The sequence below is a fragment of the Burkholderiales bacterium genome, from assembly GCA_015075645.1.
GTDB lineage: Bacteria > Pseudomonadota > Gammaproteobacteria > Burkholderiales > Casimicrobiaceae > VBCG01.
Genome location: JABTUF010000004.1, coordinates 599,539 through 613,678, shown reverse-complemented (window position 1 = coordinate 613,678; position 14,140 = coordinate 599,539). Strand labels below are relative to the sequence as shown.

Below are 14,140 nucleotides of genomic sequence, written 5' to 3'. Positions count from 1 at the left end.
ACTCGATTGACCAGGCGGCGAACTCGAGTCACCGAATGCTCCTACCCCCTGTCAATCGAGTCTGACCCCATTGATCAGTCCGACGTGAAGATGGTCTGCAGCTTGTCCATGTTCTCGAGCGCCTTGCCGCAGCCGCGCACCACGCAGGTGAGCGGGTCCTCGGCCACGATCACCGGCAGCCCGGTCTCCTCCATCAGCAGGCGGTCGAGGTCGCGCAGGAGCGCGCCGCCGCCGGTCAACGCCATGCCGCGTTCGGCGATGTCGGCGCCGAGTTCCGGCGGCGTGCGCTCGAGCGCGCTCTTCACCGCGGAGACGATGCTGTTCAGCGGATCGGTCAGCGCCTCGAGGATCTCGTTCGACGACACGGTGAAGCTGCGCGGAATGCCCTCGGCGAGGTTGCGGCCCTTCACTTCCATCTCGCGCACCTCGGAGCCCGGGAACGCGCTGCCGATCGTCTTCTTGATCTGCTCGGCGGTGGTCTCGCCGATCAGCATCCCGTAGTTGCGGCGGATGTAGTTGACGATCGACTCGTCGAACTTGTCGCCGCCGACGCGCACGCTGCCCGAGTACACCATGCCGCCCAGCGAGATCACGCCGACCTCGGTCGTGCCGCCGCCGATGTCCACGACCATCGAGCCGGTCGCGTCCGAGATCGGGAGGTCGGCGCCGATCGCGGCGGCCATCGGCTCCTCGATCAGGTAGACCTTCGACGCGCCGGCGCCGAGCGCGGACTCACGGATCGCGCGCCGCTCGACCTGGGTGGAGCCGCAGGGCACGCAGATGATGATGCGCGGGGACGGCGAGAACAGGCGCGAGTCGAGCACTTTCTTGATGAACTGCTTCAGCATCTGCTCGGTGACGGTGAAGTCGGCGATGACGCCGTCCTTCATCGGCCGGATCGCGGTGATGTTGCCCGGCGTGCGGCCGAGCATCTGCTTCGCCGCGAGGCCGACCTCCTGGATCACCTTCTTGCCGTTGGGACCGCCTTCCTGGCGGATCGCGACCACCGAGGGCTCGTCGAGCACGATGCCGCGGCCGCGCACGTAGATCAGCGTGTTCGCGGTGCCGAGGTCGATCGCGAGGTCGGTGGAGAAGTAGCCTTTGAAGAACTCGAACATCGACGGAGCGTCTTTCGTGCGGGGACGGTCGCGCAGGCGGCCCTGCGGAGATCCACGGGGCGGCAGCCGTCCGGACTGGTCGGCTATGATACTCTAGGCAAGCGGGCTACCGTTCTGAAAATGTGCGGTTTTCCGGTGTTTGCTGCGCCGCCGCATGCGGCCGCAGACCCGGGCCCCGGACCCGCCCCTTCCCGAATCGCCCCGATGAAGCTCACGCTCGACGACATCTCGCGCATCGCCACGCTCGCGCGGATCGAGATCGACGCGCAGGCGGCCCGCGAGGTGCACGCCAAGCTCGAGACCATCTTCGCGATGATCGACGAACTGCAGGCGGTCGACACGACCGGGGTGGAGCCGATGTCGCACGCGCAGGACGTGGTGCTCGCGCTGCGCGAGGACCGCGTGACCGAGACCGACCAGCGCGAGCGCTTCCAGCAGGTGGCCCCGGCGGTCGAGGACGGGCTCTACCTCGTCCCGCGCGTCGTGGAGTGATGGACTCCTCCAGGCCAGTCGCCGCGCGACGCCCCTCATGAGCACGAACGACACCGTCGCCGGCGTCCTCGCGCGCCTCGACGCGCGCGAGGTCTCCGCGGTCGAACTCGCGCACGACGCCCTCGCGCGCATCGCGAAGCTCGGGTCCGCGCTCAACGCGTTCGTGACCGTCGATGCGGAAGGCGCGCTCGCGCAGGCGCGCGCGGCAGATGCGGCGCGCTCGCGCGGCGAGGCGGGCACGCTCGCCGGCGTGCCGATCGCGCACAAGGACGTGTTCATGACCGCGGGGCTGCGCACCACCTGCAGTTCGCGCATGCTCGAGCGGTTCGTCGCGCCCTACGACGCGCACGTCGTCGAGGCGCTGAAACGCGCGGGCACCGTGCTCGTCGGCAAGACGAACATGGACGAGTTCGCGATGGGCTCGTCGAACGAGACCTCGTACTTCGGCCCGGTCCGCAATCCGTGGAACCCGGACTACGTGCCGGGCGGCAGTTCGGGCGGCTCGGCGGCCGCGGTCGCCGCGCGGCTCGTCCCGGCGGCGACCGGCACCGACACCGGCGGCTCGATCCGCCAGCCCGCCTCGCTGTCGGGCATCTGCGGACTGAAGCCCACCTACGGCATCGCGTCGCGCTACGGCCTCGTCGCGTTCGCATCCAGCCTCGACACGCCCGGCGTGTTCGCGCAGACCTCCGAGGACTGCGCGCTGCTCCTGAACGCGATGGCCGGCCACGATCCGCGCGACGCGACCTCGCTCGATCGCCCGCGCGAGGACTACGCGCGCGAGTTGCGCACGCCCGCGCGCGAGGCGCCGCTCGAGGGCTTGCGGATCGGGCTTCCGCGCGAATACTTCGGCGCGGGCAACGACCCCGAGGTCGCCGCCGCGATCGAGGCGGCGCTCGCGGAGTTCCGCCGGCTCGGCGCGCGCACGGTCGAGATCGGGCTTCCGGCGGTGAAACTGTCGGTGCCGGTCTACTACGTGATCGCGCCCGCCGAGGCGTCGTCGAACCTCTCGCGCTTCGACGGCGTGCGCTACGGCCACCGCGCCGCGCGCTACGACGACCTCGACGACATGTACCGCAAGACCCGCGCCGAGGGTTTCGGCGCCGAGGTGAAGCGCCGCATCCTCGTGGGCACCTACGTGCTCTCGCACGGCTACTACGACGCCTACTACCTGAAGGCGCAGAAGGTGCGCCGGCTGATCGCCGACGACTTCGCCCGCGCGTGGCGCGAATGCGACGTGATCATGGGACCGACCGCGCCCTCGCCCGCGTTCCGTTTCGGCGCGAAGGCCGACGACCCGGTGCAGATGTACCTGAACGACATTTTCACGATCGCCGCGAACCTCACCGGGGCGCCGGCCATCTCGATTCCCTGCGGCTTCACCCGGTCGGGTCTCCCGATCGGCCTGCAGATCCAGGGCGACTACTTCGCCGAGGCGCGCCTCCTCGACGTCGCGCACCGCTTCCAGCAGGCGACCGACTGGCACCTCCGCCGCCCGAAGGCGACCTGACCGCGCCCCGAGCGCGGCCGCGACAGGCTGATAGAATCGTCCGGCAGCCGAGCCGCTCTCGCGCCGGCGCATGTTCGGGAGGACGCCATGCCGTTTCGCCTTCGCGCCGCCGCCGCGGCGGGATTCGCCTGCACGCTCGCGTTCGCGACGCTCGCCGCCGCGGACACCATCACCGTGATCACGTCGTTCCCGAAGGAACTCACCGCGGCCTACAAGAAGGCGTACGAGGCGAAGTTCCCCAACGACAAGCTCGAGATCCTGAACAAGAACACGGCCGCGGGCATCGCGTACGTCCGCGAGCAGGCCGCGGGCAGCCGGCCCGAGGTGTTCTGGGCCTCCGCGCCCGACGCCTTCGAGGTGCTGTCGGCGGCGAAGCTCCTGCAGAAGGCGAACATCGCCAATCCCGCGGTGCCCGCGAAGATCGGCAGCTACCCGATCAACGACCCGGAAGGCTTCTACTACGGCCAGGCGCTCGCGGGCTACGGCATCATGTGGAACACGCGCTACCTCGCGGCGAACAAGCTGCCGGTGGCGAACGAGTGGGCGGACCTCGCGCGGCCCGAGTTCTTCGGCCACGTCGCGATCAGCAGCCCGTCGCGCTCGGGCACCACGCACCTCACGGTCGAGACCATCCTGCAGGGCGAAGGCTGGCAGAACGGCTGGGCGCAGATCCTCGCCATCTCCGGGAACAGCGCGGCGATCACCGAGCGCAGCTTCGGCGTACCGGAAGGCGTGGCCAACGGCCAGTTCGGGTACGGGCTCGTCGTCGACTTCTTCGGGCTGGCCGCCAAGTACTCGGGCCTGCCGACCGACTTCGTCTACCCGTCGGTCACCGCGATCGTGCCGGCGAACATCGGGCTCGTCGAAGGCTCGAAGTCGCCGGAGGCGGGCAAGCGCTTCATCGCCTACACGCTCTCCGACGAAGGCCAGCAGTTGCTCCTCGACAAGGCGATCAGCCGTCTGCCGGTGCTGCCGGCGACCTACGCGAAGGCTCCCGCGGGCTACCCCAATCCTTTCGCCGGCAAGATCCAGGCGAAGGTCAACTTCGATTCCAACCTGTCGGAATCGCGCTACTACGTGGTGCGCGCGCTGTTCGACCAGACGATCACCTTCCGCCACAAGGAACTCGTCGAGGCCACGCGCGCGATCCACGAAGCGCAGAAGCGCCTGGGCGGCCGGTCGAGCCCGCAACTCGACGAGGCGCGCAAGCTCGCGTTCTCCCCGCCGATCGACGAGAAGCAGGCGGGCGACAAGGCGCTGAACGCGGTGTTCTCGGCCGACAAGAAGAACGCCGAGGCGAGCAAGCGCCGCGCGCAGGTCGAGGACGAGTGGTCCACGCGGGCGCGCGCGAACTACGCGCGCGCGGTCGAACTCGCCAACGCGGTGAAGTGATCGCCTCCCCCGCGTTCACTCCGCCGCCGGCGCGCACCGGCCGGCGCGCGGGGTGAACGCCACCGTCCTCGGCCGCGCACGGGCGTCGGGGCACGCCGTTCCCGCCGGCGCGTGGCTCCTCGCCGCGCTGGTCGCGGCCTTCATCGGCGTGCTGCTGCTGTGGCCGATCGCCACGGTGCTGCACACCGCGTTCGTCGACGGCGAGGGCCGCCTGACGCCGGCGCACTTCACGGCGTTCTTCTCGCTGTCGCTGATGCGCGAGTCGTTCGTCAACAGCGTGGTCGTGGCGCTGGCGTCGGTGGTGCTCGCCACGTTCTTCGCGGTGCCGCTCGCCTACCTGACCGTGCGGTTCCGGTTCCGCGGCAGCGCGCTGGTGCAGACGCTCGGCGTGCTGCCGCTCATCATGCCCCCGTTCGTCGGCGCGGTCGCGATGCAGCTCATCTTCGGCCGCAACGGCTCGGTGAACCTCGTCCTCAACAACGCGTTCGGCTTCCGCATCCCGTTCATGGACGGGCTGAACGGCGTGGTGTTCGTCGAGGGCCTGCACTATTTTCCGTTCATCCTGCTGAACCTGATCGCGGCGATGCGCAACATCGACGGCGCGATGGAGGAGGCGGCGCAGAACCTCGGCGCGCACGGCTTCGGCCTGTTCCGCCGCGTCGTGTTCCCGCTCGCGCTGCCCGGCTACGTCGCGGGCGCCTCGCTGGTCTTCGTCAAGGTGTTCGACGACCTCGGCACTCCGCTGGTGCTGAACGTCACCAACATGCTGGCCCCGCAGGCGTACCTGCGCATCACCTCGGTGGGCCTCGAGGACCCGGTCGGCTACGTGATCGCGGTGATCATGATCGCGTTCTCGATCGCCGCGCTCGCGCTCGCCGCACGGGTCACCCGCGGGCGCGACTACGCGACGCTCACCCGCGGCGGCAGCGCCACCGTGCGGCGCCCGCTCGAAGGCTGGCGCGGAGCCGCGGCGTACGGATTCGTGCTGCTCGTCCTCCTCCTCGTGCTCTCGCCGCACGTCGGCATCCTGCTGCTGTCGATCTCGCGCGTGTGGAGCTTCTCGGTGCTGCCCGAGTCGTTCACCCTCGCGCACTACGCGACCGTGCTCTCGGATTCGAGCCGCATGATCGGCAACACGCTGCTCTACAGCGGGCTCGCGGCCGCGATCGACGTCGTGATCGGCGTCGCCATCGCGTGGCTCGTGCTGCGCACGAAGCTTCCCGGCCGGCGGTGGCTCGACTGGGGCGCCTCCGCCGCGCTCGCGATCCCCGGCCTCGTGCTCGCGATCGGCTACCTGCGCGCCTTCCGCGGCCTCGAGCTGCCGTTCGGCATGGGCGCGTTCACCGCGACCTGGCTCGCGATCATGCTCGCCTACTCGGTGCGCCGGCTGCCCTACGCGGTGCGCTCCTGCGTCGCGGCGCTCGAGCAGGTCCACCACTCGCTCGAGGAGGCCGCGCAGGCGCTCGGCGCCGACCGCTGGCGCACCGTGCGGCGCATCGTCGTGCCGCTGATGTCCGGCGGCATCCTCGCCGGCTTCGTCACGAGCTTCATCACCGCGTCGGTCGAGCTGTCGGCGACGATCCTGCTCGTCACGCGCGAGTCGCTCGCGCCGATCTCCTACGGCATCTACCTGTACAACCAGAGCATCGCCACCCGCGGCCCCGCCGCGGCGCTCGGCGTGATCGCGGTGGCGATCGTCGGGCTCGGCACCTGGTGGTCGCACCGCATCCTCGAGAAGCGCGCCGCCGGCTCGGCGCCCCCCGCCCCATGACTCCCGCCCCGCAAACCCGCGCGATCGGCATCGACATCGAGGGCGTGCACCTCGCCTACGGCGACACGCCGGTCCTGCGCGACATCTCGCTCTCGATCCGCCCGGGCGAGTTCTTCGCGCTCCTCGGCCCGTCCGGGTCGGGCAAGTCGACGCTGCTGCGCCTGATCGCCGGATTCAACGTCGCGCAGCGCGGCGTGGTGCGCATCGGCACGCGCGACGTCGCCGCGCTGCCACCGTGGAAGCGCGACGTCGGCATGGTGTTCCAGAACTACGCGCTGTGGCCGCACCTCACCGTCGCGCGCAACGTCGCGTTCGGGCTCGAGGAGCGGCGCTGGCCGCGCGAGAAGATCCGCGAGCGCGTGGGCGAGATGCTGGAACTGGTCGGGCTCCAGGCGTTCGCGGACCGGCGTCCCGGCCAGCTCTCCGGCGGCCAGCAGCAGCGCGTGGCGATCGCGCGCACGCTCGCGGTCGCGCCGACGGTGCTGCTGCTGGACGAGCCGCTGTCGAACCTCGACGCGAAGCTGCGTTCGGCCACCGGCCTCGAATTGAAGCGCCTGCAGCGCCAGCTCGACCTCACCACGGTGTTCGTCACCCACGACCAGCAGGAGGCGATGATCCTCGCCGATCGCCTCGCGGTGCTCGACGCCGGCGCGATCCAGCAGGTCGGCGCGCCGCGCGAACTCTTCGACGACCCGGCCAACCGCTTCGTCGCCGAGTTCGTCGGGTCGATCAATCTCGTCGACGCGCGCGTGCTCGCCGCGAACGGCGAGACCGTGCGCCTCGCGCCGGACGGCGCCGGCGAGTTCGCGCTGCCCGCCGCGCGCGTGCGCGACGCGATCGCCGGCGACCGCGTGACCCTCGCCTTCCGCCCGCATGCGGTCGAACTCGTGACCGCGGACGGCGGCGCCACCGGTGCCCTCGACTTCACGGCGGAGGTCAGGGCCGAGCGGTTCCTCGGCGAGTTCATCCGCTACGAACTTCGCGCCGGACCGGCGACGATCCACGCGGACCTCGCCCACGCGCGGCACCACGCGACGCTCGCCGAAGGGACCCGGCACCGGTTCCGCGTGGCGTCCGGGGAGATCTTCGCGCTCGAGCCGGGCGGGTAGAATTCGCCGATGACCTGGGAAATCGTCATCGGGCTCGAAACCCACGCCCAGCTCTCGACCGCCTCGAAGATCTTCTCCGGCGCGTCGACCGCGTTCGGCGCCGCGCCGAACACCCAGGCCTCGGCGGTCGATCTCGCGCTTCCGGGCGTGCTGCCGGTGCCCAACCGCGGCGCGGTCGAGCGCGCGATCCGCTTCGGCCTCGCGGTCGGCGGCACGATCAACGCGAAGAGCGTCTTCGCGCGCAAGAACTACTTCTATCCCGACCTGCCGAAGGGCTACCAGATCTCGCAGTACGAGATCCCCGTCGTCGCGGGCGGCGGCGTCGACATCGTGTCGCCCACGCGCGGCGCGATGCGCGTGCGGCTCACCCGCGCGCATCTCGAGGAGGACGCGGGCAAGAGCCTGCACGAGGACTACCACGGCATGTCCGGCATCGACTTGAACCGCGCCGGCACGCCGCTCCTCGAGATCGTGAGCGAGCCGGATCTCCGCTCCTCCGACGAGGCCGTGGCGTACGCGAAGGCGCTGCACACGCTCGTGCGCTGGATCGGCATCTGCGACGGCAACATGCAGGAGGGAAGCTTCCGCTGCGACGCGAACGTGTCGGTGCGCCATCCGGGCGATCCGCTCGGCACCCGCTGCGAGATCAAGAACCTGAACAGCTTCCGGTTCATGCAGCAGGCGATCGACTACGAGGCGCGCCGCCAGGTCGCGCTGATCGAGGACGGCGGCGAGGTCGTGCAGGAGACACGCCTCTACGACCCGGAACGCAACGAGACGCGCCCGATGAGGAGCAAGGAGGACGCGCAGGACTACCGGTACTTCCCCGACCCGGACCTGCCGCCGCTTTCGATCGACGCCGCGTGGATCGAGCGCGTGCGCGAGGAGATGCCCGAGTTGCCGGAGTTGCGCAAGCTGCGCTTCTCGGCCACCTCGAGCGAGCACCTGGTCGCGCTCGCGAAAGCGGAGGGCGGCGTCGACCGCTCGGGGCTCGACGATCGCGTCTTCGAGGAGTCGAGCCTCGCGCTGCAGGTCTCGGCGCAGCGTCCGCACTACGGGCTGCCGGTCGCCGACGCGACGGCGCTCGTCGCGAGCCGCGCGCTCGCCGACTTCTACGAGGCCGCCGTCGCCGCGGGCGCGGAACCGCGCGCCGCCGCGAACTGGATGCTGGGCGAACTCGCCGCGGCGCTCAACCGTTCCGAGCGCGAGATCGAAGCCTCGCCGGTGTCGCCGGTCTCGCTCGCGGGGCTCCTGAAGCGCGTCGCCGACGGCACGATTTCGGGCAAAATCGCGAAGGACGTGTTCGCCGAGATGTGGGAGGCCGGCGTGAAGGCGGAGGAGGCGCAAGGCGCCGGGCACCTACCCGCCACCGGCCTCGGAGCGGGGCTCGCCGACGCGATCATCGCCGCGAAGGGTCTGCGACAGATCTCCGACGAAGGCGCGATCGCCGCGCTCATCGACGAGGTCGTCGCCGCGAATCCTTCGATCGTCGCCGAGTTCCGCGCCGGCAAGGAGAAGGCGTTCAACGCGCTGGTCGGCAAGGCAATGGCCGCCTCGAAGGGCAAGGCCAATCCGGCGCAGGTCAACGCGCTCCTCAAGCGCAAACTCGGCGCCTGACCGTCCTCGCGGCGAGGCGCGTGCCTGGACTCGCGGACCTCGCTACGCCGGGGGCTTCCCGCCGAGCAGCCCGCCGCCCCACAGGGCGGCGAGGATGAAGACCGATCCGACGACGAGCGACAGGATCGGGAATCCCCACATGCGCACGCCCGTGCCGATCTCGGCGCTCAGGTCGGGCTGGTCGGGCAGGAAGCGCACGAGCACCGTCGATCCTTCGGCGAGCTTGTCCTGCGTCGACAGCGACGAGGTGAACTTGAACTTCTTCCCGTTGAACGAGAACTCGACGATCGGCGCGTAGAGGGTCTTGAACCGCGTCGAGCCGCCGCTCGACGACGACGACGTCGATTCCGAATGCCCGACGACCTTGCCTTCGGCCTTGGAACCGAAGTAGATCGTCCGCACGCGCATCACCGCCATCAGCGCGCCCGACAGGAGCGCGATCACCCCGATACCGAGCACCAGCCACATCATCCAGTTCATCGCTCTCCCCCTCCCGCGAAGCCCGATGGGCGAACGCGCACGATGATGCGCGCCGCTCTGGTGGACGGCAACACCCCGGCTCCGGACGCGGCCGCACGCGCGGGGACGACGCGCCGTCCCGGCGCGGGCCGGGCACCGCGCACGAGCATCAGAAGGTGACGAGGAGCGACGCCGCGAAGAGCCCGAGCATCACGAACACGATCGCGACCTTGAGCGCAGTCCCGATCAGCAGTCCGAGCCACGTGGCGAGCCCCGCCTTGCCGGCGACGAGGAAGTCGCGCTTCGCGAGGTATTCGCCGATCGCCGCGCCGGCGAGCGGCAGGAACAGGAGCCCCACGAGTCCGGTGAACACGCCGGCGACCGTCCCGACGGCGGCGCCGGCGATCGCCCAGGGGCTCGCGCCGACGCGCTTCGCTCCTGCGGCGCTCGACGCCACGTCGATCACCCAGGTGACCGCGGTGAGCACCCCCGCCACGACCACGGCCCAGCCGGGAATCCGAGCGAAGTCGTCGATCCACGCCGCGAGCAGGATGCCGCCGAACACGAACGTCGGCCCCGGGAGCGCGGGCAGGACGGTGCCGGCGACGCCGATGGCGATCATCGCGGCGGAGAGCGCCCAGAGCAGGGCCGTCATCCGGTCAGGCCATCAGCGGCTTGTAGCGCGGTCGGTGGGGCTTCGCGCCCTCCTCGCCCAGCCGCTTCCTCTTGTCGTCCTCGTAGTCGCGGTAGTTGCCCTCGACGAAGACCCACTTCGAGTCGTCCTCGGCGGCGAGGATGTGGGTGGCGATGCGGTCGAGGAACCACCGATCGTGCGAGATGACGAGCACGCTGCCGGGAAACTCGGCGAGCGCGTCCTCGAGCGCGCGCAGCGTCTCGACGTCGAGGTCGTTGGACGGTTCGTCGAGCAGCAGCACGTTCGCGCCCGCGAGCAGCGTCTTCGCGAGATGCAGCCGGCCGCGCTCGCCGCCCGAGAGCGTGCCGACGACCTTCTGCTGATCGGACCCGCGGAAGTTGAAGCGGCCGAGGTAGGCGCGCGAGGGAATCTCGAAGCGGCCGATGGTCAGGATGTCGAGGCCGCCGGAGATCGCCTCCCAGGCGGTCTTGTCGTTGGGCAGGGCGTCGCGCGACTGGTCGACCACCGCGATCTGCGCCGTGTGGCCGATGGTGATCGTGCCGCTGTCGGGCTTCTCCTTGCCGGTGATGAGCCGGAAGAGCGTCGTCTTGCCCGCGCCGTTCGGGCCGATGATGCCGACGATCGCGCCGGGCGGAATCTTGAACGACAGGTCGTCGATCAGCACGCGGTCGCCGAACGCCTTGGTGACGTTGTCGAACTCGATCACCTGGCCGCCGAGGCGCTCGCCCACCGGCACGAAGATCTCGTTGGTCTCGTTGCGTTTCTGATGCTCGTACGACGAGAGCTCCTCGAAGCGCTGGATGCGCGCCTTGTTCTTCGCCTGGCGGCCCTTCGCGCCCTTGCGCACCCACTCGAGTTCGCGCGCCATCGCCTTGATGCGCGCCTCCTCCTGCTTCGCCTCCGTGGCGAGCCGCGCTTCCTTCTGTTCGAGCCACGAGCTGTAGTTCCCCTTCCACGGGATGCCGTAGCCGCGGTCGAGTTCGAGGATCCACTCGGCGGCGTTGTCGAGGAAGTAACGATCGTGCGTCACCGCGATCACGGTGCCGGGGAACTTCTGCAGGAATTGCTCGAGCCACTCGACGCTCTCGGCGTCGAGGTGGTTGGTCGGCTCGTCCAGGAGCAGCATGTCGGGCTTCGACAGGAGCAGCCGGCACAGCGCGACGCGGCGCTTCTCGCCGCCGGAGAGGTTCGCGATCTTCGCGTCCCAAGGCGGCAGGCGCAGCGCGTCGGCGGCGATCTCCATCTGCACGCTCGCGTCCGCGCCCGAGGTCGCGATGATCGCCTCGAGCTTCGCCTGCTCGGCGGCGAGCGCGTCGAAGTCGGCGCCGTCCTCGGCGTAGGCGGCGTACACCTCCTCGAGGCGCTTCTGCGCGCCGAGCACCTCGCTCATCCCCTCCTCGACCGCCTCGCGCACCGTCTTCGTCGGGTCGAGCTGCGGCTCCTGCGGCAGGAAGCCGATCTTCAGGTCGGGCATCGGCACCGCCTCGCCCTCGAACTCGCGGTCGACGCCGGCCATGATGCGCAACAGGCTCGACTTGCCCGAGCCGTTCAGGCCGAGCACGCCGATCTTCGCGCCGGGGAAGAAGGACAGCGAGATGTCCTTCAGGATCTGCCGCTTGGGCGGAACGACCTTGCCCACGCGGTTCATCGTGTACACGTACTGCGCCATCGGGGAGCCTTGCGGAAGAAGCGGTCCGGAACCCGCGATTATCGCACCGCGGCGGACCGCGGCCATCCGGAGGCGCGATCTACTTCTTCGCGGTCGCGCCGCGGCTCGCCTGCGGGCCGCCGGTCTCCTGCGCCTTCAACTCGCGCCAGCGCTCCTTGTCGGCGTCGTAGCGCGCGATCACCGCCGCGAGCTCGCGCTTCTTCTGGAGGACGAGGTCGCGGTTCTTCGCGAACTCCGCGTCGACCGCGGCGCTGTCGGCTTCGAGCTGCGGCGGGATCGGCTTGTCGCCGAAACGCGCCTTGCGCGCGTCGATGTCCTGCTTGCGCTTGGTGAGCTGCGCCATGTAGGCCTGCGCCGACTGGAGCTGCGTCTCGACGGTCGCCGCCGCGCGCGCGCGCGCGAGATCGATCTCGGCCTCCGTCGTGTAGGACGACAGGATCGCGCGGTTGCGGCGGGCCTCGGCCTCTTCCTCCCTGGCCAACGCGCGGCGCTTCTCGTCCTCGACCTCGCGGGCACGCGCCTGCTCGGGCGTGGGCGCGCCTTCGATCCGGCTGACCGGGCGGCCCTGCTTGTCGAGAACGGTCCCGGCGCGTCCCGGATCGGGCGCCTTGTCGGTGTAGTGGACCGCGCCCTTCTCGTCGGTCCACTTGTAGAGCTGCTGCGCGGACGCGCCGCCCGACAGGCCGAGCGACAACGCGACCGCCGCTGCCGCGCATTCCACCCGAACGAGCACCCGGCGATTCATCGTGTCAGGCTCCGTAGTCCGCGCGGTACGCGTCGACCGCGCCGCGCCACCGCGCGAGGTCCGAGCGCGCCGCGAGGAACGCCATCACGTCGTCGAGCGTCGCGATCGCCGTCACCGGGATCCCGAATCGCTCGCGCACCTCGGCCACGGCCGACTGCGCCCCGGTGCCGCGCTCCATGCGATCCAACGCGATCAGAACCCCCGCGGGGTTCGCGCCGTGGTTGCGGATGAGGTCGACCGATTCGCGCACCGAGGTGCCGGCGGTGATCACGTCGTCGACGATCACCACGCGCCCGGCCAGCGGCGCGCCGACGACGCTGCCGCCTTCCCCGTGGTCCTTCGCCTCCTTGCGGTTGAAGCTCCAGGGCAGATTGTGACCCATTTCGGCGAGCGCAATGGCGGTGGCCGACGCCAGGGGGATGCCCTTGTACGCCGGCCCGAACAACTGGTCGCAGGCCATGTCGGAGGCGAGGAGCGCCTTGGCGTAGAAGCCGCCCAGGCGGCGCAGGCTCTCGCCGTCGTCGAACCGGCCCGCGTTGAAGAAATAGGGTGTCCTGCGTCCCGCCTTGGTGACGAAGTCCCCGAATCGAAGCACGTCACGTGCCACGCAGAACGCGAGGAACGCCTGCCGGAAATCCTCCATCCGAACCGCCTCCGATGCAATCGCGCGAAGTATAAGCCGCGCGGGCGCGAGGATCGCGTCGTGTACACTCGCGCGCCTCCGGTCCGCCCCGCCGCCCCGTGCGCATCGTCACGCTCAACGTCAACGGCCTGCGCTCCGCGGAGCGCAAGGGCTTCTCGCGCTGGCTCGCCCGCGCGGAACCCTGGGACGTCGTGTGCGTGCAGGAGATCAAGTGCCTGGCCGGCGACGTGCCGCCCGCGCTGCGGACCCCGCGCAGGAGCCACGCGACGTTCCTGCCGGCGCGCAGGAAGGGCTACGCCGGCGTCGCGGTCTACACGAAGGCGCCGCACCGCCCGAGCGCCGGCTTCGGCATGCAGGAGTTCGACGACGAGGGCCGCTACCTCGAAGCCCGTTTCGAGGGCCTGACGGTGGTCTCGCTGTACCTGCCGTCCGGATCGAGCGGACCGCACCGCCAGGCCTCGAAGTTCCGCTTCCTCGACGCGTTCCTGCCCCATCTCGCCTCGCTCCGCCGTTCGGGCCGCGAGATCATCCTGTGCGGCGACTGGAACATCGCGCACCAGCCGATCGACCTCGAGAACTGGCGCTCGAACCAGAAGAACTCGGGCTTCCTGCCCGAGGAGCGGGCGTGGCTCTCGCGCGTGTTCGACGACCTGGGGTTCGTCGACGTGTTCCGCCAGGTCGATCCGCGGCCGCGGCGCTACACCTGGTGGTCGAACCGCGGCCGCGCGTGGGAGAACAACGTCGGCTGGCGCATCGACTACCAGATCGCCACGCCGGGCATCGCGCAGCGCGCGCGCGCGGCGTCGATCTACGTGAACCGGCGGTTCTCGGACCACGCCCCGCTCGTCATCGACTACGACCATGAACTGCGGTGACGCCGGGTTCGACGTTGGACGTTCGGCGTTCGACGTCGGACGCCGCGGGTTGGACGTTGGACGTCATGCGTTCGACGCAGGGCAT

13 protein-coding genes are annotated in these 14,140 nt (G+C 70.3%); 7 read left to right on the top strand and 6 right to left on the bottom strand.

Annotated features, from left to right (window positions below):
* Window positions 1–74: 74 nt before the first annotated feature.
* Entirely contained in the window at window positions 75–1,118 is a 1,044-nt protein-coding gene (locus HS109_13015; protein ID MBE7523291.1) for a rod shape-determining protein, read from the bottom strand.
* Window positions 1,119–1,322: 204 nt separating this feature from the next.
* Here HS109_13015 and gatC point away from each other — a divergent pair, with 204 nt between their 5' ends.
* The 6 genes from gatC to gatB all read left to right on the top strand — a co-directional run bounded on the left by gatC (window position 1,323) and on the right by gatB (window position 9,009).
* Window positions 1,323–1,610: an Asp-tRNA(Asn)/Glu-tRNA(Gln) amidotransferase subunit GatC gene (gene gatC / locus HS109_13010; protein MBE7523290.1), complete on the top strand. Its 288-nt coding sequence runs from the start codon at window positions 1,323–1,325 to the stop codon at window positions 1,608–1,610.
* Window positions 1,611–1,647: 37 nt separating this feature from the next.
* A complete protein-coding gene (gene gatA, locus HS109_13005; protein MBE7523289.1) occupies window positions 1,648–3,120 on the top strand; it encodes an Asp-tRNA(Asn)/Glu-tRNA(Gln) amidotransferase subunit GatA in 1,473 nt (490 codons plus the stop codon).
* Between the two features lie 87 nt (window positions 3,121–3,207).
* Window positions 3,208–4,512, top strand: a complete 1,305-nt coding sequence (locus HS109_13000) for an extracellular solute-binding protein (GenBank protein MBE7523288.1) — start codon at window positions 3,208–3,210, stop codon at window positions 4,510–4,512.
* Between the two features lie 52 nt (window positions 4,513–4,564).
* Window positions 4,565–6,283 (top strand): iron ABC transporter permease, encoded by a 1,719-nt coding sequence (locus HS109_12995; protein ID MBE7523287.1) that lies wholly within the window; start codon window positions 4,565–4,567, stop codon window positions 6,281–6,283.
* On the top strand, window positions 6,280–7,392 hold the full coding sequence (locus tag HS109_12990; protein MBE7523286.1) for an ABC transporter ATP-binding protein: 1,113 nt from the start codon (window positions 6,280–6,282) through the stop codon (window positions 7,390–7,392). Before HS109_12995 ends, HS109_12990 begins: the two co-directional genes overlap by 4 nt.
* A gap of 9 nt (window positions 7,393–7,401) precedes the next feature.
* Window positions 7,402–9,009 carry an Asp-tRNA(Asn)/Glu-tRNA(Gln) amidotransferase subunit GatB gene (gatB, locus tag HS109_12985; GenBank protein MBE7523285.1) on the top strand — a complete coding sequence of 536 codons (1,608 nt, stop codon included), beginning with the start codon at window positions 7,402–7,404 and terminating at the stop codon, window positions 9,007–9,009.
* 42 nt (window positions 9,010–9,051) lie between these two features.
* Here gatB and HS109_12980 read toward each other — a convergent pair whose 3' ends face one another.
* The 5 genes from HS109_12980 to pyrE all read right to left on the bottom strand — a co-directional run bounded on the left by HS109_12980 (window position 9,052) and on the right by pyrE (window position 13,180).
* Window positions 9,052–9,489, bottom strand: coding sequence for a DUF3592 domain-containing protein (locus HS109_12980; GenBank protein MBE7523284.1), 438 nt, complete (start codon window positions 9,487–9,489; stop codon window positions 9,052–9,054).
* A 148-nt stretch (window positions 9,490–9,637) separates the two neighbouring features.
* Window positions 9,638–10,123, bottom strand: coding sequence for a DUF456 family protein (locus HS109_12975; GenBank protein ID MBE7523283.1), 486 nt, complete (start codon window positions 10,121–10,123; stop codon window positions 9,638–9,640).
* Between the two features lie 4 nt (window positions 10,124–10,127).
* Complete coding sequence (gene ettA, locus HS109_12970; GenBank protein ID MBE7523282.1) at window positions 10,128–11,792, bottom strand: energy-dependent translational throttle protein EttA; 1,665 nt, start codon at window positions 11,790–11,792, stop codon at window positions 10,128–10,130.
* Window positions 11,793–11,871: 79 nt separating this feature from the next.
* The gene (locus HS109_12965) at window positions 11,872–12,537 is read right to left on the bottom strand and encodes a DUF4124 domain-containing protein (GenBank protein ID MBE7523281.1); all 666 of its coding nucleotides are present in this window, start codon (window positions 12,535–12,537) and stop codon (window positions 11,872–11,874) included.
* Between the two features lie 4 nt (window positions 12,538–12,541).
* Complete coding sequence (gene pyrE, locus HS109_12960; GenBank protein ID MBE7523280.1) at window positions 12,542–13,180, bottom strand: orotate phosphoribosyltransferase; 639 nt, start codon at window positions 13,178–13,180, stop codon at window positions 12,542–12,544.
* 98 nt (window positions 13,181–13,278) lie between these two features.
* On the opposite strand from pyrE, the gene xth reads away from it, so the two are divergent.
* On the top strand, window positions 13,279–14,055 hold the full coding sequence (gene xth, locus HS109_12955; GenBank protein MBE7523279.1) for an exodeoxyribonuclease III: 777 nt from the start codon (window positions 13,279–13,281) through the stop codon (window positions 14,053–14,055).
* The last annotated feature ends 85 nt before the right edge of the window (window positions 14,056–14,140 follow it).